This is a genomic window from Bradyrhizobium sp. Leo78 (genome assembly GCF_059512425.1).
The window spans coordinates 11,981-31,976 of record NZ_JCAMOT010000008.1 but is presented as its reverse complement, the minus strand read 5'-3'; the positions used below and the strand labels follow the sequence as shown (position 1 = coordinate 31,976).

10 protein-coding genes are annotated in these 19,996 nt (G+C 62.8%); 7 read left to right on the top strand and 3 right to left on the bottom strand.

What is annotated here, in order from left to right; genetic code table 11:
- Positions 1-74 precede the first annotated feature (74 nt).
- The 3 genes from AC5ZG1_RS12390 (at position 75) to prfB (ending at position 5,326) form a co-directional block, all read left to right on the top strand.
- Complete coding sequence (locus tag AC5ZG1_RS12390) at positions 75-1,370, top strand: N-acetylmuramoyl-L-alanine amidase (protein WP_456641517.1); 1,296 nt, start codon at positions 75-77, stop codon at positions 1,368-1,370.
- A 229-nt stretch (positions 1,371-1,599) separates the two neighbouring features.
- Positions 1,600-4,086 (top strand): penicillin-binding protein 1A, encoded by a 2,487-nt coding sequence (locus AC5ZG1_RS12385; protein ID WP_130227886.1) that lies wholly within the window; start codon positions 1,600-1,602, stop codon positions 4,084-4,086.
- A gap of 108 nt (positions 4,087-4,194) precedes the next feature.
- Positions 4,195-5,326 (top strand): peptide chain release factor 2 gene (gene prfB / locus AC5ZG1_RS12380; RefSeq protein WP_130227885.1). Its coding sequence is split into 2 segments (ribosomal slippage): positions 4,195-4,263 and positions 4,265-5,326, totalling 1,131 coding nucleotides; the frame shifts between segments, so codons are not numbered across the junction.
- 17 nt (positions 5,327-5,343) lie between these two features.
- Here the strand turns inward: prfB and AC5ZG1_RS12375 are convergent.
- From AC5ZG1_RS12375 to AC5ZG1_RS12365, 3 genes are all read right to left on the bottom strand, one after another.
- Positions 5,344-7,413 (bottom strand): carbamoyltransferase C-terminal domain-containing protein, encoded by a 2,070-nt coding sequence (locus AC5ZG1_RS12375; RefSeq protein ID WP_496133002.1) that lies wholly within the window; start codon positions 7,411-7,413, stop codon positions 5,344-5,346.
- Positions 7,414-7,718: 305 nt separating this feature from the next.
- On the bottom strand, positions 7,719-9,080 hold the full coding sequence (locus AC5ZG1_RS12370) for a M23 family metallopeptidase (protein ID WP_456641519.1): 1,362 nt from the start codon (positions 9,078-9,080) through the stop codon (positions 7,719-7,721).
- Positions 9,081-9,179: 99 nt separating this feature from the next.
- A complete protein-coding gene (locus AC5ZG1_RS12365) occupies positions 9,180-9,884 on the bottom strand; it encodes a peroxiredoxin (RefSeq protein WP_456641520.1) in 705 nt (234 codons plus the stop codon).
- A 227-nt stretch (positions 9,885-10,111) separates the two neighbouring features.
- Here AC5ZG1_RS12365 and AC5ZG1_RS12360 point away from each other — a divergent pair, with 227 nt between their 5' ends.
- From AC5ZG1_RS12360 to AC5ZG1_RS12345, 4 genes are all read left to right on the top strand, one after another.
- Positions 10,112-13,846, top strand: coding sequence for a YhdP family protein (locus AC5ZG1_RS12360; RefSeq protein ID WP_496133001.1), 3,735 nt, complete (start codon positions 10,112-10,114; stop codon positions 13,844-13,846).
- A 366-nt stretch (positions 13,847-14,212) separates the two neighbouring features.
- On the top strand, positions 14,213-16,642 hold the full coding sequence (locus AC5ZG1_RS12355; protein ID WP_496133165.1) for a phosphoketolase family protein: 2,430 nt from the start codon (positions 14,213-14,215) through the stop codon (positions 16,640-16,642).
- A 104-nt stretch (positions 16,643-16,746) separates the two neighbouring features.
- Complete coding sequence (locus AC5ZG1_RS12350) at positions 16,747-17,502, top strand: HAD family hydrolase (RefSeq protein WP_496133000.1); 756 nt, start codon at positions 16,747-16,749, stop codon at positions 17,500-17,502.
- Between the two features lie 35 nt (positions 17,503-17,537).
- Entirely contained in the window at positions 17,538-19,919 is a 2,382-nt protein-coding gene (locus AC5ZG1_RS12345) for a glycoside hydrolase family 65 protein (RefSeq protein WP_496132999.1), read from the top strand.
- The last annotated feature ends 77 nt before the right edge of the window (positions 19,920-19,996 follow it).

The window sequence follows — 19,996 nt, the reverse complement described above, 5'->3', positions numbered from 1 at the left end:
CCCGTGCGGTATTAGGGTCTCGTTAACCCTGTGGGTCTAATGCGGTATGACGACGGCTCGGAGGGCGCCGAATCGTGGCGGACCGCGCAAATCGATGGGTTTTGCTGGGGTGCGGGCTATTTTGCGCCGCAGCGTTGGCGTGCGGCCCGATTACTGTTTCCAGAGCAGCTGAAGCAACGCCGCCAAGTCCCTCTGCCGGCAGCGATTTTCCTGTCGTTTCTGAAGCCCGGCTTGCCGGAGACGCCAAGCAGACCCGGTTCATTGTCGACCTCGACAAGAAGATTCAGTTCCGCGCCTTCACACTCGCCGATCCCTACCGGGTGGTCGTGGATATTCCCCAGGTGACGTTTCAGCTCCCCGCCGGAACCGGAAATTCCGGGCGCGGGCTGGTGAAGGCATTCCGCTACGGGCTGGTGATGCCGGGCGGGTCGCGAATCGTCTTCGACCTCATGGGGCCAGCGAAGATCGCCAATTCCTACGTGCTGGACGCGGCCAACGGCCAGCCGCCGCGCCTGGTTCTGGAACTGGAGCAGGTTGACCGCAACGCGTTCACCCAGCAGCTTGCGCCGGACGACCGGCCGGAGCTGAAGCCGACCATTGCGGAAGCCAAGGCGGCGATGCCGGCCGAGGGAACGCCCAATGCAAAGCCAGGCGAGCCGGCGGATTCGCGGCCCCTGATCGTGATCGATCCCGGCCATGGCGGCATCGACAACGGCACCCAGTCGAACGGCGAGTTGGAAAAGACCCTCGTGCTCGGCTTCGGGCTCGCATTGCGCGACCGGATCGAGAAGTCGGGCAAATACCGGGTCGTCATGACCCGCACCGATGACACGTTCATCCCGCTGAACGACCGGGTCAAAATCGCCCGCAGCCAGTCGGCGGCGCTGTTCGTCTCGATCCATGCGGATGCGCTGCCGCGCCGGGAAGGCGACGCACAGGGCGCGACCATCTATACGCTGTCGGACAAGGCCTCGGACGCCGAAGCGGAGCGGCTGGCGGAAGCCGAGAACAAGGCGGACGCCATCGCCGGCGTGAACCTGTCCGATGAGCCGACCGAGGTCGCCGATATCCTGATTGATCTCGCCCGCCGCGAGACCAAGACATTCTCCAACCGTTTTGCACGGCTGTTGGTGTCCGAGATGAAGACGACCGCGCGGATGCACAAGCACCCGCTGAAATCGGCGGGCTTTCGGGTCCTGAAGGCGCCCGACGTGCCCTCGGTCCTGGTCGAACTCGGCTATGTCTCCAACAAGGGCGACCTCGAACACCTGGTATCGGAGAACTGGCGCAACAAGGCGGTGGGATCGATGCTGCAGGCCATTGACGCCTTTTTTGCCAAGCGACTCGCGACGGCCACGCCGGACAAGTGACAGTGCCTGGACTAGAAAAGGCGCCGCTCGGAACCGGGAGGCCCTAGTTTGGCCACAGCGGCAACGGTATAGGACGTTGTCGGGGGCCTCGTGGAATCGGCCGATTTTGTCCGCGGAGCGCTGTATTGTTCGCCTCAAGCACCGGCAGGCTGTTAGGGCCGGGAGCATTCGCAACGAGGAAGTGTCGCCGGCTGGTCCGGCGCAATAGGGTTGGAACGGAACTTCGATAATGCGCTTGCTCGTGCGGTTCATGGGTTTCTTGTTCGCCGCGGGGACCGTCGTGTTCCTGGTTGGCGTGGCCGGCGTCGCGGGCGCGATCTGGCATTTCTCCAAGGACCTGCCGGACTATTCGCAGCTTCAGGACTATGAGCCGCCGGTGATGACTCGCGTGCATGCGTCCGACGGCTCGCTGCTCGGCGAATATTCGAAGGAGCGGCGGCTCTATCTGCCGATCCAGGCGGTGCCGAAGCTGGTCATCAACGCGTTCCTCGCGGCCGAAGACAAGAATTTCTACGAGCACGGCGGCATCGACTTCTCCGGCATGGCGCGCGCGGCGATTCTGTACGCGCAGAACTATGGCTCGGGCCGCCGGCCGCAGGGTGCGTCGACGATCACCCAGCAGGTTGCCAAGAACTTCCTGCTCACCAACGAGGTCTCGTTCGCGCGCAAGATCAAGGAAGCGCTGCTCGCGATGCGCATCGAGCGCGCTTACTCCAAGGATCGTATCCTCGAGCTCTACCTGAACGAAATCTATCTCGGCCTTGGTGCCTATGGCATTGCCGCCGCTTCGCTGGTTTATTTCGACAAGTCGGTGAATGAACTGACCGTCGCCGAAGCCGCCTATCTCGCCTCGCTGCCGAAGGCGCCGGCGGCGCTGCATCCGGTGCGCAACCGCGACCGCGCGATCGAGCGCCGCAACTACGTGATCGACCGCCTGCTCGAAAATGGCTGGATCAAGCAAGCCGACGCCGACAAGGCGCGCAAGGAGCAACTGGTCGTCACCAACCGCAGCAACGGCTCACATACCTTCGCTGGCGAATATTTTGCCGAGGAAGTCCGCCGCGACATCTTCGAGCGCTACGGCGAGAAGAAGCTTTACGAGGGCGGCTTGTCGGTGCGCACCACGCTCGATCCGAAGATCCAGGTGATGGCGCGCAAGACCATGGCCGCCGGCCTCGTCAACTACGACGAAGGGCAGGGCTGGAGGGGCCCGATCACCAAGCTCGATGTTTCCGGCGACTGGGGCGTGAAACTCGCCGACGTCAAATCGCTCTCGGACATCTCGCCATGGCGAATGGCGGTCGTGCTCGAAACCAGTGACCAGTCGGCGCGCATCGGATTCCAGCCCGGCCGCGAACTCGGCGGCGCCGTCAGCAAGCAGCGGCAGACCGGCCTTATCACGCTCGATGGCGTGCGTTGGGCAAGGCCCACGTCCGGCGCGGCGCGCGGGCGGTCGCCAACGGCGGTGTCGCAGGTGCTCGCGCCCGGTGACGTCATCTATGCCGATCCCCTGGTGACCAAGGAGGGCACGGCGATCGAAGGCCAGTACCGGCTGCGGCAATTGCCGGAAATCTCCGGTGCCATGGTCGCAATGGATCCATGGACCGGCCGCGTGCTGGCCATGGTCGGCGGCTTCTCGTTCGACCAGAGCCAGTTCAACCGCGCCACCCAGGCCTATCGGCAGCCGGGATCGTCGTTCAAGCCGATCGTGTATTCGACGGCGCTGGATAATGGCTACACGCCGTCCACAGTGGTGGTCGATGCGCCGATCGAAATCGACCAGGGGCAGGGCGCCGGCGTCTGGCGTCCGGAGAACTATTCGACCGGCAAGTATTACGGTCCGACCACGCTGCGCAATGCGCTGGCGCGCTCGCTGAACACCGTCACGGTGCGGCTGGCGCAGGACATCGGCATGCCTCTGATCGGCGAATACGCCAAGCGTTTCGGTGTCTATGACGAATTGCCGAACTATCTCTCCTACGCGCTCGGCGCTGGCGAGACCACGGTGATGCGGATGGTCACCGCCTATTCGATGTTCGCCAATGGCGGCCGCCGCGTAAAGCCGACGCTGATCGATCGCATCCAGGACCGTTACGGGCACACTATCTACCGGCACGACCAGCGCGAATGCCGCGGCTGTGACGTACCTGGAGGCTGGAAGAACCAGCCCGAACCGCAGCTCGTGGATCGCCGCGAGCAGGTGCTCGATCCGATGACGGCCTATCAGATCACCTCGATGATGGAAGGCGTGGTCCAGTACGGAACCGCCACTGCGGTGAAGGAGGTCGGCAAGCCGATCGCCGGCAAGACCGGCACCACCAACGACGAGAAGGACGTCTGGTTCATCGGCTTCTCGCCGGATCTCGTGGTTGGCGTCTATCTGGGCTACGACAAGCCGCGCAATCTCGGTCGTAAAGCCACCGGTGGCGCGTTGGCCGCGCCGGTCGCACGCGATTTCCTGAAGCTAGCGCTGGCGGAGAAGCCGGCGACGCCGTTCAAGATCCCGGCCGGCATCAAGCTCGTGCGCGTCGATTCCAAGAGCGGCATGCGCGCTGGCCCGGGCGAGGGCGGACGCACCATCCTGGAAGCCTTCAAGCCGGGCACGGCGCCGCCGGATAGCTACTCCGCCATCGGTGTGGCCGATGCCGAGGGCCGGCTGCCGCCGGCCGTTGCGCCCGACGCGGGCGCGATCATGCGTCCTGGCGGATTGTATTAGCGCCTTGAGGATCCAAATCATCGGGAAACAGGCCCGCGGCCGATTGCGCTTCCGCGCTTCGGCCGCTACATCCCTCACAAGACATTCATAATTCAGACCAGAAAGACCATGCGCGCGGAAGTCGAACGCCTAGTTGAAGAGATCAAGCAGTCAGTCGGGCTGCTGAGGAGGCATCTTTGACGTCGAGAAATCGACGGCACGGCTGGCCGAGCTGAACAAGCTCGCCGAAGATCCCGATCTCTGGAACGATCCCCAGAAAGCCCAGAAGCTGATGCAGGAGCGCACCTCGCTGGAGGATGCGCTGTCCGGCATCAGCAAGGTCGAGCGTGAGCTCGAGGACAATGTCGGCATGATCGAGCTCGGCGAGGCCGAGAACGATGAGGGCGTCGTCGCGGAAGCCGAGAAGGCGCTCAAGGACCTCAAGAAGGAAGTCGCCCGGCGCGAGCTGGAGGCGCTGCTGTCAGGCGAGGCCGACAAGTTCGACTCCTATCTCGAAGTCCATGCCGGCGCCGGCGGCACCGAGAGCCAGGACTGGGCGCAGATGCTGCTGCGGATGTACACGCGCTGGGCGGAGAACCATGGCTTCAAGGTCGAGTATCTTGAGGAATCCCAGGGCGAAGAAGCGGGCATCAAGTCCGCCACCATCCAGATCAGCGGCCATAACGCGTATGGCTGGCTGAAGACGGAGGCCGGCGTGCACCGGCTGGTCCGAATCTCGCCATTCGATTCCAACGCGCGCCGGCATACCTCGTTCTCGAGCGTGACGATCTTTCCGGTTGTCGACGACAGCATCAAGATCGACATCAAGGAGTCGGATGTGCGCACCGACACCATGCGCTCCGGCGGCGCCGGCGGCCAGCACGTCAACAAGACCGAATCCGCGGTGCGTCTGACCCATATCCCGACCGGGATCGCCGTGGTCTGCCAGGCCGGCCGCTCCCAGCACAAGAACCGCGCGCAAGCGTGGGACATGCTGCGCGCCCGACTCTACGAGATCGAATTGAAGAAACGCGAGGAGCAGGCGGCCGCGGATCAGGCCGCCAAGACCGATATCGGCTGGGGCCACCAGATCCGCTCCTATGTGCTGCAGCCCTACCAGATGGTGAAGGACCTGCGCACAGGCGTGCAGACCTCAGATACCGCAGGCGTGCTCGACGGCGACCTCGATGAGTTCATGGCGGCTACGTTGGCGCAAAAGGCATTCGGCACGACCGCTGGCGCGATCGAGGACGTCGATTAAAGGAGCGCGCGGCTTGGTCAGGCAACCGGCTGCGCGCTCTTCCATTCCGAGAACCATCGTGTGAACCGGCCGCCGTCGCGCTCGCCGCCGTGCCACACGGCGTACACGGTCCCGTCGCCTGCGACCATGATCACGGCGTCGAGCCCCTTGGAGCGCCGCAGCGTCTCGATGGCCTGGCTTGGCGTCTGCGCGATCGGGCCTGCGACATTGAACGACGTGTTGACCGACAGCTCGACACCGATGCGGCGGCCGAGCGCCTTGAGATAGGCGTAGGTGAGGGGATCGTCCTGCTCGCGCACGATCTGGATGCGGCCGGTGCCGTCGGCGTGGATGACTGCCGGGATCTTGTCGCGCGCGTGCGGCTTCGAGCGGGCGGTCAGCACCATATAGTTATAGGCGTTGTAGCCGTCGTCGGAAGCGCCGGGCAGCAGTTCGAAATAGTACTGCGCCGCCTCCAGCGTCGCCATCGGCGCCAAGGGTCGGATCGCCTCGCGATATTTGACGCGTTCGTTCAGGCGTTCGCGCGTGGCGGGATCGCAGGGATTGGCGAGGATCGAACGATGGCCGAGCGCGCGTGGCCCGGTCTCGGCCGCGCCCTGATAGATCGCGATGACGCCGTTCTGCGCCACCATTGATGCCATCAGGTCGGCGACGGCGTCGCGTCCCTCGGGAGTCGAAATGTCGCCGATCCGCTCTGAGGCGATGTCGTCCGCCTTCAGCGCCGCGATGATCTCGTCAGAAGCTGGCGGTGTGCCGCAGTAGAACGCATGCGTCATCGGCGCGCCGCGCGGAGCACCGGCGAGATGGGCGAACAGCCAGGCGGCGCCGATGGTGACGCCGGGATCGCCGGGCACCGGCGGCACCCACAGGTGCAATTGCGCGCGCCGGCCCTGCGCATTGGCAAACCAGCTCTCATCGAAATGCTCGATCAGCCGCATGTTGCCGACGGCGTTGAGCGCGACGCCGCCGGTCAGCACCAGCCGACGGGCACCGGTCACCCGCAACAAGTGATCCACGACATGGATCATTGCGTCCTCGAACACGAGCTGCGTCGCGGCGGCCTTGTCGAGGCGATCCTGCGTGTCGGGACGGTGCTTGATATCCTCGACGCGCAGCATCGCGTCGGGATTCCAGAGTTGATCCGGCTTGAGCGGTTCGCCAAGAATCTCGGTCAACGTGGCCTTGTAGGGATTATCGAACGGGTCGCAGTACCAGTTCGCCATCGCGCGATTGAGCCAGACTTCGCCGTCGGCGCCGAGATGCAGCACCTTGCGGAGTCGCCGATAATAGGGATTGCCCGATCGGCTCATGTCGCCCCAGGCGGCTGCGCCCATGTAGCGCCCCTCGCTGGACAGCCAGGTCCAGCCGCCCTGGGTCGAGGAGATCACGCTGTAGAACGCGCCGAGTGAATCGAACATGCTCTCGTTGCAGTAGAGCCGGCGCATCGCGCCTTTCTCGACGACATAAAGCGAGACCGAACCCAGATCGCCGGTGCCGTCGAGTACGGCGATGGCGACTGACTCGCTGTCGTCCCTGAAGGGAGAAGCTGCAAAGGAGAACCAGGCATGGTTGTCATGGTGTGGCAGGCAGATCAAAGGCACGCGCTCGGCAAGCTTGAGCTGGCGCGCGAGGATCTTCGGCGTCCGCGTCATCTGCTCGAGGCGGCGGCTGTCGAAACCGGCGGCCTGCGTGGTGCGGAGCAGTTTCAGGCTTTGCGGCAATTCTTCCAGCACCGAACGCGCCAGCGTGCCGGCGAGCGTCGGATAGTCCCAGCTCGTGAGCCAGGCGTCGATTGCGCCGACGTCGTGACCCGTGCTGCGTAACGTCGCGACAACCGCGTCGATCGATTCTTGCGGATACTCCGTAGTGTGCTTGTTGCCGGAAAACCGTTCTTCTTCGTTGTTGACGATCAGGCGCGGACCGTCCCGCTGCGTCACTTCGACGAGTGCGATGCCTGAATTGTGCGTGCCGGGAGCACCTAAGCCCGCAAGATAAACGGTCTCACCGCGTGCGAGCTTGTCGCGCAGGGCTGTGATCCGCGCGTTCGCAAAGTTGGAGCCGAGCTGATGGAAGCCAGCCGCTCCCATCGTCTTCGCCGCCAGCCACCGCGCGGCGCGAAAGCCTGCGGCGGCGAGCCTGCGATGTCGCGGACCAATTCGCGTGTTCGGTTCCAAGTCCAGCGCCTCTGTCAGTGCGATTGCCGATGCATCAATCACACTTGCCAGCGCACAACAATGCTGTTTCGTTGAGGTGGCTTGAACCGAGATGCCGCCGCTGGAGTCCCCGCCAGCCCGGGCATGACGATGGAGTATCGCCAGAGATTAGATTTCCCGTTCTGCCGCTTTCGCAATGGCGAGCGGGTCGGAGCGAGCGGGTCGGAGCGAGCGGCTGCCTAGCCCGCACTCAGGCGCACGCCGGCGCGCAGGAATTTTTGCGGGTCGACTGCGTCGCCGTCGATGCGTGTCTCGTAGTGGAGATGCGGGCCGGTCGAACGGCCGGTCGAGCCAACGGCGCCGATCACCTGGCCGATCTTGACGGTTTCGCCGACCTTGACGTTGATCTCGGACAGGTGGCCGTAGCGGGTGGAAAGGCCGTTGCCGTGATCGACCTCGACCATGCGGCCGTAACCACCGGCCCAGCCCGATGACACCACCTTGCCATTGGCGGTGGCGCGGACGGGATCGCCCATCGCGGCGCGGAAATCGAGGCCGGTATGCATCGCCGGACGGCCGAGGAATGGATCGGTGCGGACGCCGAAGCCCGAGGTGAACTCGACTTCACCGATCACGGGCTTGCGGTAGGGCACCAGCGTCAGCGTGGCGTTCAAGCGCTGCATCTGCGCGCGGGTGATGTTGATGCGGTTGAGTTGTCGCTCGAACGGACCGGCGTCGGCAGGGAGCTTGACGGGCACGAAGGGACCGCCGATCGCCGAGCGCGGGGTGGCGGCTTCGAGTTGTGACATGTTGAGACCGAGGTCGGTGATCACGCCGCGCATCCGGCGCACGCGCGATTCCATCGTCTCCTCGGCCGAGCTTAGCGCTGCCATCTGGCGTCGCTCGACCTGGTCGAGCGAGGTCTGGAGGCGGACCAGGACATTGTCAAAACCCTGGAGCTTGGCGAACTGGTTTACCGGCGGCGCCGTTTTGATCGGGGCGCGGGATTCCAACCGCGCCTCACGATCCGGTGGCGCCACGAAGATCACGGTGTCGCTGATCGGCGAGGGCTTTGGCGTCGCCGTCGATTCCGGCGCGGCATTGCGCGCAGGCGGCCGGATCGAGCCGGTTGTTGCGACATCCGGCATCGAGCCCAGCGCGGTGGCGCGGGCTTCGAGTGCCGTCTGCCGGCGCATGATCTGCTCGAGCTTCTGATCAAACTGCTCCTGGTCCAGGAGCTGCCGGCTGGTGGTGCGGTCGACCTTGGCGCGCAATTCCGCGATCCGGTCCTCATAGGAAAATTGCATCTCGGCCTGGCGGGCGAGCAGCCGGGTCAGGACGTCGTCGCGAAACGCAAAATAGGTCGCGGTTGCGGCCGACCATATGCCGAGCAGGACCACCGAGCCGACCGCAGCCCAGAACAGGACCGGGCCAATGCGGACCTGCTTGCCGGCATGGACGAGGGTGTAGTCGTTCGCGGGCTGCGCGGCTGCTGACGTTGCGGCATGGGGCGCAGGGCGGCGAGGGGAGGTCCGCCCGTGCTCTCGTGGATGATGGTGCTGCTGGTGATGGTCGAAATGGTGACCGGAACGATAGGACATCGGCACTCCCGCGCCGGTCGGATCAAGTTCCGTACGGCCTCAGTTCGGGAGCGATTTGAGCCGGTCATGGTTAATTTTCTGGAAACGCAGCCTGTTGGATCAGACCGACCTCGCGGCGGCCAGGACCTCGTCGGCATGGCCGTCGACCCGCACATTGCGCCAGATCCTGGCGATCCGGCCGTCGGCGCCGAGCAGAACCGTGGTGCGAAGAATCCCAAGGAAGGTCCTGCCATACATGGATTTCTCGCCCCAGGCCCCATACGCCTCCAGCATCTCGTGCTGCTCATCCGAGCCCAGGGGAATGGCGAGCTGATGCTTGTTCCTGAACGATTCCTGCGCCTTCACGGTGTCCCCGGAGACGCCGAGGATCTCGGTGCCGCTCTCGGCAAACGCATCCTTCAGCCGGGTGAAATCGATCGCCTCCTTGGTGCAGCCGGGCGTATCCGCGCGCGGGTAGAAGAACAGCACCAGCTTCTTGCCGGCGAAGTCGGTGAGTGAGACCTCACTTCCTCCGTCGCGGGGCAGGCGGAAGTCGGGCGCCTTGGCACCCTCAAGCAGAGTGGTCGATTTGGTCGCAGCCGACGCAGCGGATTTTAACGATTTCGATGCAGCCTTGTGGGACGGTTTGGTGGATGCGGCTTTGGCCGCTTTGCTCGATTTCTTTGCGACCGCCTTGCGGGCCTTTGCCGCGGGCGGCTTGACCGATGCGACGGCCTTACTGCGGACTGCCGTGGCCCGAGACGATTTGGCCGGAGACGATTTGGCTGTGGTCTTGGAGGATTTCTTGCGCGTTTTCTTGGACATACGCCTTCCTTTCGTCGCTTTCCGGAGCTCAACCATTGTATCAGTGCGGCGCTTGTCGGCGGCGATCGGATTTCTGCCGACTGCTGGGCAAGTGTGATGGCGCGGAAGTATGGTCACAAGGATTTCGATGCGTCATCCGTCCGCTCGCCTAACCTGCTTTGAATGTTCGCTCAAATGTTCACTTGGGGCTGAGGGCGACTAACAGTATTAAGCGAGGATTGGCAGCGATGCGGGCACAGGAGCGCTCGATACAGATCGATGGGCGTGCCTTGGGCGGCGATCAACCTCAGCGCCTGCACCGAGAGGCAATGGCAAAGAATACGTCGTCCCAAGGATCGAGCTCCCAAGGATCGCTCCAAGGTCACAGCCCGAATCCGCGTGCCGACGCCCAGTATCGCGGCTGGGGCGACGATGTCGGCTGGGAGGAGCATGACGAGGCTGCCGGCCATCGCGCGCGGCGGCTGTTGTCGCGCTCAGATTCCGGCCTGCACCGGATCGGTGACTTCTTCGGCCCCAGGCGGCGATCGACTCACGGCGGGCGCTGGGTCAAGCGCATCGCCCTGGTGCTGGGCGTGCTGGCGGCGATTTTCATGAGCTGCTTCGGCGCGCTGTGGTGGCGGCTGGGGGCAGGGCCGATCAATCTCGATATGGCGACACCGTGGCTCGCGACTGCGATCGAGGACAATATCGGCCACGGCAACACGGTTGAGGTCGGCGGCACCCAGATCGAGCGCGCCGGTCCAATTCGAATCGCGGTGCGCATCCGCGACATCATCGTACGCGACCGCGACCATGCGATCGTCGCGAGCGCGCCGAAAGCCGAGGTCAAATTGTCCGGCACCGCGCTGCTGATGGGCCAGCTCCGCGCTGAAAGCCTCAACCTCGTTGATGCCGAACTCGCGATCCGGATCACGCCGGACGGCTATGTGACCGTTTCCGCCGGCGATACCGCCAAGCCGCTCGCGACCGGTGTCGCTTCCAAGCATGAGGCGGGCCTGCCTCCGACATTCCCGCGTCCGGTGCCCCCACCGCCGCCGTTATCGCCACCTTCATCGCCGTCCGTCAGCGTCCCGGCGCCGTCTGAGAGCGCGCAGAGCGGTTTGCTCGCCGGCCTCGACTGGCTCGACAGCCTCAGCCTGACCGGTCTCGACGGTCAGAACCTCAACGAGATCGGCCTGAAGAACGGCAACCTTGTCGTCGACGATCAGCAGCGCGGCGGCAAATGGACCTTCGAAAATATCAGCCTGAGCCTGCGGCGGCCGAGCGGCGGCGGCGTGGCGCTGAGCGTCGGCGAAGAGGGCGCCCGTCCATGGTCGCTGCGCGTAGCGGTCGGACCGCTGAGGGATGGCGTGCGGGCGGTCGACCTGCGCGCCGACAAGCTGCCGTCCGCCAATATCCTGCTGGCGCTCAGGGTGAAGGATCTCACCTACGATGCCGAGCTGCCGCTGTCCGGCGACCTAAAGGGTGAACTCGGGCGCGACGGCCTGCCGACCTATTTCCGCGGCAAGATCACCGCCGGCCCCGGCAACCTGATCGACACCGATACACCGGACTATCCGATGGCGATCGATTCGGCCGAAGTGAATGTCGAATGGGACGCTGGACGCCGCGTGCTGCTGGCGCCGTTCAAGATCGTCTCCGGCGCCAACCGCGTCACGCTGCTCGCTCATCTCGAGCCGCCGAATGACGACATCAACGACTGGCAGCTCGGCCTGAGCGGCGGCACCATCCTGCTCGCGGGCATCGACAACGAGCCGCCGCTGATCTTCAACCGCATCGCCGTTGGCTTCCGTTTCGACACCGACAAGAAGCGTGTGCTGCTGACGCAGGCCGATATCAGCAATGGCGAGATCGGCATCGCCGGCACCGGCAGCATCGACTATTCCGGCGAACCGCGGCTGCAGCTCGGTTTTGCGGGCACGCCGATGTCGGCCTCCGCGCTGAAGCGAGTCTGGCCCGCGCTAGTCGTGCCGGAACTGCGCGAATGGGTGATCGAGCGGATCGAGCGCGGCACGCTCCAGCGCATCGAGATCGGCGTCAACTCGCCGGTGCGCAACCTGTCGCGCAAGGGGCCTCCGATCCCGGATGACGGGCTTGCCGTCAACATCGTCGCGAGCGGTGTAGCGGTGCGTCCGGTGGACGAGATGCCCGTGGTTCATGACGCGGATTTGCGGGCGCGGGTGACGGGCCGCACCGCCACCGTCAATATCGCCCAGGGCATCGTCGACACGCCGGGTGGGCGCAAGATCACGCTGTCCGACTTCTCTTTCGAAGTCCCGGACATGGTACCGAAACCCTCGCCGGCGAAGATCCGGTTCCGCGTCGATTGTTCAGTGCCGGCTTGCGCTGAAATCCTCGCCTCCGATCGCCTCAGCGATGTCTCGGGGACGACATTTGTCGATCCCAATGCGAGCAAGGGAACGGTCTCGGCCACGATCAATCTCGGCCTGCCGGTCAAGGGCGTGCTGACCAAGGAGGACACCACTTACGCCGTCACCGCCGATCTCGGCAGCGTCGCGATCGACAGGCTGGTGATGAACCAGAAGCTCGAGGCCAACGCGCTGAAGGTCGTTGCCAACAATGCGGGCTATCAGGTCAAGGGCGACGTCAAGATCAACGGCCAGCCGGCTTCGCTGGATTACCGCAAGCCGAGCGAGGGCGATGCCGATATCAAGCTGCAGTCAACGCTTGACGATGCCGGCCGCGCGCGACTCGGGCTCGACCTCGGATCCGCGGTGAGCGGCGCAATCCCGGTGAAGGTCGTGGGCAAAATTGCGAGCAGCAGCGATCACGACACCAAGCTCGGCGTCGAGGCGGATCTGACCCAGCTCCGGCTCGACAACATCCTACCGGGTTGGGTGAAGAGTCCCGGCAAGTCGGGCAAGGTCACCTTCAACGTGGTGCAGAAGCCGCAATCGACGCGCTTTGAGGACATCGTCGTCGATGGCGCGGGCGCGTCGATCAAGGGATCGGTGGAGGTCGACCAGAACGGCGATCTCATGAACGTCAACTTCCCGACCTATTCGCCCTCGGAAGGTGACAAGACCACGCTGCGCGCCGACCGCGGGCCCGACGGCGTCTTGAAGGTCTCCATGCGCGGCGACGTGTTCGATGGCCGCGGCTTCCTGCGCACGGCGATTTCGGGCCGCGATGACCCGAAGAACAAGACCAAGAATATCGATTACGACATCGACCTCAAGCTCGGCGCGGTTGCCGGCTTCAATGGCGAAGCGTTGCGCAGCGTCGATGCGAAGGTGTCCAAGCGCAACGGCGCCTTCAAGAGTTTTGCGCTGACAGGCAAGATCGGGCGCGATACGCCCGTGACCGCCGATCTGCGCGGCCGCCAGCAGGGGCGCGAGGTGGTCTACCTGCAGACCAATGACGCCGGCGCATTCTTCCGCTTCACCGATTTCTATTCGAAGATCGTGGGTGGCCAGCTCACGCTCGCGATGGAGCCGCCGGCGGCGGAGCCGAGCCCCAAGGAAGGACTGATCAACATCCGTGACTTCTCCGTCAAAGGTCAACCCGAGCTCGACCGGATTGCAGCCGGCGGTGCGCCCGGCACGACGAGCGGTGTCGCGTTCAGCGCCTTGCGCGCCGAGTTCACGCGGCAGAGCGGACTGCTCACGATCCGCGATGGCGTCGTGAAGGGGCCGGCGATCGGCGCGACCATCGAAGGCAGCATCGACAACAACGCCAACCAGGTGCGTATGAGCGGCACCTTCGTGCCGATGTACGGGCTGAACAACATGTTCGGCCAGTTGCCGGTGATCGGCCTGGTCCTCGGCGGCGGGAGCAATGAGGGCTTGATAGGCGTGACCTACGAGGTCGTGGGCACACCGGCGCAACCGGTGTTGCGGGTCAATCCCATCTCGGCGATCTTTCCCGGCGTGACGCGGAAGATCATGGAATTCAATACCGGCAAGCAGAACAACCAGATAGAATTCCCGCCGAACAACTGAGCGGCTTGCGGCCTCCCGTTCCTGGCCCGCCAAGCTCAAGCCGCGCGTTTCGTCGCTTAAGCCAGAATGTCCGGAATCCACACGCCCAACCGGGGCGTGCGGCGGATATGCCTGCATCGACCAGATGTCTCTGAGCGGACATGCGTTGATCTGGATCAATGAAGGCCATGCCGCGGCGGTTCTCTCTCTCTTGGGCAGCCCCTCAGGATCCGGCGCCGGACCTGCGCCTTGGCGGGACGAGAACCTAGTTTCCAGCGAGAAGGCTCTCTATCGCCCCTGCGGATTTGAGCGCGGCGGCGAACGCCGGGCGACAATGCTGCGCTACAGCACCGAGACTGCCGCGCCGATTGATAATCGGCTCACTCGATAAGACGGAGTCAGGAGGAAACGATGGCAAACACGTTGTCTGATAAAGAGCGGGCAATGATGGATGCGTATTGGCGAGCGTCCAACTATCTTTCGGTCGGTCAGATCTATCTCTACGACAACCCGCTGCTTAAGCAGCCGCTCACGAAGGAACACATCAAGCCGCGGCTTCTCGGTCACTGGGGGACCTCACCCGGTTTGAACTTCATCTACGTTCACTTGAATCGTATCATCAAGAAACACGACCTCGACATGATCTACATCACGGGCCCCGGGCACGGCGGCCCCAGTCTGGTCGCGCATGCCTATCTCGAGGGAACCTACAGCGAGGTCTACCCGAACATCTCGCCCGACGAGCAGGGCATGAAGCGGCTGTTCACCCAGTTCTCGTTCCCCGGCGGTATTCCTAGTCATGTGGCGCCGGAGACCCCGGGTTCAATTCACGAAGGCGGCGAGCTCGGGTACGCGCTGTCGCATGCCTATGGGGCTGCCTTCGACAATCCAGATCTGATTGTTGCCTGCGTTGTCGGCGACGGCGAAGCGGAGACGGGACCGCTGGCAACGAGCTGGCATTCCAACAAGTTCTTGAATCCGGCGACCGACGGCGTGGTTTTGCCGATCCTCCATTTGAACGGTTACAAGATTGCCAATCCCTGCATTCTCGCCCGCATCAGCCATGAAGAGCTGGATCAGTTGTTTCGCGGCTACGGCTACACGCCCTATTTTGTCGAGGGGGATGAGCCGGAAAAAATGCACGAACTGATGGCCTCCACGCTCGACAAGATCACCGACGAAATTCAGCGGATAAAGGCGGATGCGCGACGCAGCGGCTTTAGGGAGCGGCCACGCTGGCCGATGATCGTGCTGCGCACCCCCAAGGGCTGGACTTGTCCGAAGGAAATCGATGGCAAGCGGACCGAGGGCTACTGGCGCTCCCATCAAGTGCCGATGGGCGCGATGCACGAGAACAACGCCCATGTCCGCCTGCTTGAAGAGTGGATGAAGAGCTACCGACCCGCGGAGCTTTTCGACGACGGCGGGCGGCTTCGCCCCGAGTTGGCTGACCTTGCTCCTCGAGGAACGCGTCGCATGAGCGCCAATCCGCACACCAATGGCGGATTACTTCTGCGTGAACTGCGACTGCCGGATTTCCGCGAATATGCAGTCGAGGTGCGCGAGCCCGGCGCCGCTATCGCAGAGTCCACGCGGATCATGGGGCGGTTTCTGCGCGACGTGATGAAGCTCAATATGGAGCATCGGAATTTCCGGCTTTTCAGTCCGGATGAGAACAACTCAAACCGATGGCAAGACGTGCTGGAGGTCACCAACCGTGCCTGGGTCGCGGAAACCTATCCGTGGGACGACCATCTGGCGCCGGATGGGCGTGTAATGGAAATGCTCAGCGAGCACCAGTGTCAGGGGTGGCTCGAGGGCTATCTGCTGACCGGTCGGCACGGCTTCTTCTCGTGCTATGAGGCGTTCATCCACATCATCGATTCCATGTTCAACCAGCACGCCAAGTGGTTGAAGGTCTGCAGCCACATCCCCTGGCGACGCCCTATCGGTTCCCTGAACTATCTTTTGTCCAGCCATGTCTGGCGCCAGGACCACAACGGTTTCAGCCATCAAGACCCCGGGTTCATCGATCATGTCGTGAACAAGAAAGCTGAAGTCATCCGGGTGTATCTGCCACCCGACGCGAATTGTCTGCTCTCTGTCACTGACCATTGCCTGCGCAGCCGGAACTACGTCAACGTCGTCGTCGCGGGCAAGCAGCCTGCTCCTCAGTGGCTGACAATGAACGAGGCGGTCAAGCACTGCGAAGCTGGATTAGGCATCTGGCAGTGGGCCAGCAACGACAAGGGTGGCGAGCCCGATGTCGTGATGGCTTGTTGTGGTGACGTGCCGACTCTGGAGACGCTTGCCGCCGTCGACCTGCTTAGACGGCATGCGCCCGATCTCAAGGTGCGCGTCATCAACATTGTCAATCTGATGAAACTGCAGCCACCGAGCGAACACCCGCACGGTCTCTCGGATCAGGATTTCGATGCGTTGTTCACCACGGACAAGCCGATCATCTTTGCCTTCCATGGTTATCCCTGGCTGATTCACCGATTGACCTACCGGCGCACCGGCCATGACAATCTCCATGTGCGCGGCTACAGGGAGGAGGGTACCACCACGACTCCGTTCGACATGTGCGTGCTCAACGATCTCGATCGCTTCCACCTCGTGGCTGACGTCATTGACCGTGTGCCAAAGCTCGGATCGCGGGCGGCTTATGCCAAGCAGGCGATTCGCGACAAGCTCATCGATCACAAGGCATACATCGCCCGGTATGGGGACGATATGCCCGAGATCACGGGCTGGAGATGGGGGAACGAGGCAGCGTCCACCGCGGTTCGTTCCACAGAGGCGGATAACGTCTAACCCGGTCGGCGGGAGACGAACGTGAAGGTGTTCGCGATGTCGTCTCACAAGACCCGCCGGGCGGTTCCGGCGGGTAGGTCCTTGGGTCAAGAGGAGGGTGATCCATGCCGCAACCCGAGAGCAAACGCATCAACCGCGACCAGTACGACGCCGTCCTTTTTGACCTCGATGGTGTATTGACGGATACGGCCAATCTCCACGCGACCTGTTGGAAGCAGATGTTCGATGAGTATCTGCTGGAGCGTGCGAGGCAGACGGGGACAGCATTTCGTCCGTTCGACATCGACGCCGACTACCGGCTGCACGTGGATGGCAAACCCCGTTACGATGGCGTGCGTGATTTCCTGAGATCGCGCGGCATCGAACTTCCCGAGGGAGACCCAGGGGACCCTGCACAAGTCGAGACAGTGTACGGGCTCGGAAACCGCAAGGACGACCTGGTGGACCGCGCGATCGTGGAGGTTGGCGTAGAGCCTTACGCCGGAAGTCTGCAATTCATCCATCAGCTCCGCCGCAATGGCTTCAAGATTGCTGTAGTCACCTCGAGTCAAAACTGCGTGTCTGTCCTGAGGGCGGCTGGGCTGGACGAGTTCTTCGAGGTGCGGGTCGACGGCAACGTGATCCTGGAGCAACGTCTCTCCGGAAAGCCGGCTCCGGACACATTCCTGCTCGCGGCAAGGCTCCTCGGCGTTGAACCGATACGGACGATCGTGATCGAGGATGCCATTTCGGGAGTCCAAGCCGGATCCAATGGAAACTTTGGGCTGGTGATCGGTGTCGCTCGCAAGGGAAATGCGGATGAGCTGAAGCATCATGGTGCTCATCTGGTAGTCGGCGACTTGGCCGAACTAACCGATTGATCAATGCCAAATGCTGCCTTGGGAGAAACAGCCCGATGCTACACCATGAACGGCTCCGGCCCCCATCGCGCGATTATCCGGCCGATGAGTGGAACGTTATCGAAAGGTCCTTTCGACCGGATTTTCTGGCCCAGCTCGAAACGATGCTGGCTCTCGGCAATGGATATGTTGGCCTGCGCGGCGGCCCGGAGGAAGGCGGCCCGAACGTCGAGAACGGCACATTCATCAACGGGTTTTATGAAACCTGGCCTATCGTCTACGGAGAAGACGCTTTTGGCTTCGCCAAAACTGGCCAGACGATCTGCAACGTGACGGACAGCAAGATCATCAAGCTCTTCGTGGACGACGAACCGTTCTGGTTACCCAATGCACAGCTCCTGGCTTACGATCGGCGTCTCAACATGAAGGCCGGCACACTCGATCGGACCGTGCTCTGGGAGACACCCTCCGGCAAGCAGGTGTCGATCACGTCCCGGCGTCTGGTCTCCTTCGCGAACAGGCATGTGGTCGCTATCTCGTATCGTGTGACACTCGTCGATGCTCAGGCATTTGTCGTAATTTCCTCGGAGATGGCTACCAATAAACCAAGCGACGGCGGCAATCGCGATGATCCGCGCCTGGCAAGAGCGTTTTCCGGGCGAGTACTTCATCCACAAACCAACTACTCCAAAGATCAGCGCATCGTGTTGTGCCATGCGACGGAAAAGAGCCGCTGTATGTTGGCATGTGCGACGGACCACACGATGGAGAGTTGCTGCTCGCACTCGCATAAGGCCGCCTGCACCCCTGAGTTCGGCCAGGTTGCTTACACGGTTGATGCCAAGCCCGGCTGTCCGATCCAGCTCACCAAGTACATGGTCTATCACACCTCCCAGACGGCATCCGCCGAAGAGCTCTGCGGCCGCGCTGAATGGACATTGGATCGGGTCGTGACCCAGGGATTCCAGCCGCTGCTGGCCTCTCAAGGGCAGTACATGGACGATTTTTGGCGCCGAAGCGATGTTCATATCAAGGACATCAGTGAACACCGAGCAAAGCGCAGCACCGTAGAGATCCAGCAAGCGATCCGCTTCAATCTATTTCATATTCTGCAAGCCTCCGCTCGCGCGGAGGGAGCGGGCGTGCCGGCGAAAGGACTTACCGGACAGGCTTATGAAGGACACTACTTCTGGGATGCGGAAATCTACGTGTTGCCGTTTCTGATCTATACGTCCCCGCGGATCGCAAGGAACCTTCTGGCGTTTCGTTACAAAATGCTCCCTCAGGCGCGGGCACGCGCGAGAGAATTGGGCCATCGAGGGGCGATGTACCCCTGGCGCACGATCAGCGGAGAGGAAGCATCCGCATACTACGCCGCGGGCACCGCGCAATACCACATCAACGCCGACATTATGTACGCATTGCGCAAGTACGTGCAGGCGACGGGTGACGACGCGTTCCTGCGAAAGTATGGAGCCGAAATGCTCGTTGAAACAGCCCGACTGTGGCTGGACCTTGGCTTCTATTCGGACGCAAAGGGAGGACAGTTTTGCATCAACGGTGTCACTGGGCCTGATGAATACAACGCGGTCGTAAACAACAACGCCTATACGAACTTGATGGCTCGCGAAAACCTTCGTTACGCCGCCGAGGTTGTCGAAGTTCTACGTGCAGCAGAACCAGACGCATACGACGAGCTTGCGCGAAAAACCGCGCTCGATCTCTCCGAGGTGAGCGCATGGATGCGAGCGGCGGAGAACATGTATGTGCCGTCGGACGAAACGCTGAAGGTTATTCTTCAGGATGACAACTTTCTCGACAGGGAGCCGTGGGATTTCCGCAACACACCGCGCGAGCACTATCCGCTGCTGCTGTTTTATCACCCGCTGAACATCTACCGAAAGCAGGTGATCAAGCAGGCAGATGTGGTGTTGGCGATGTTCCTGTTGGGCGACGCCTTCTCGTCAGAAGTCAAGAAGCGCAACTTCGATTTCTACGATCCATTGACGACAGGCGACTCGTCACTGTCCTCCTGCGTCGAGGCAATCATTGCCGCCCAAGTCGGCGACATGGACAAAGCAATCCGGTACGGCATGGCGGCCCTGCTGATGGACCTGGCCGATGTGGGAGGCAACGTGAAGGATGGTTGCCATATCGCCTCTATGGGCGGCACGTGGATGATGCTCACCTACGGTTTTGGCGGGATGCGGGACGATGATGGAACGTTATCGTTCTGGCCACGCCGTGCGCCCGAGGAAAACGCAATCCTTCGATTCCCCATAACCTACCGTGACCAGTTGCTGGAGGTCGAAATTGGCCTGGAGACGGTGGAGTACGCGTTGCGTGAAGGTGAACGCCTCGTGATCCGCCACGAGAAGCAAGAGGTGGAGCTGACACGGGAGCATCCGGTGGCCGTTCGGCCGGTTTCGAGAAGGTGAGCGAGCCTGGATGACGAGATAGGCCACGGCAACCGGAAACGGACGCGGCCTAAACGCCCGGGCGGAGGTGAGAAGCA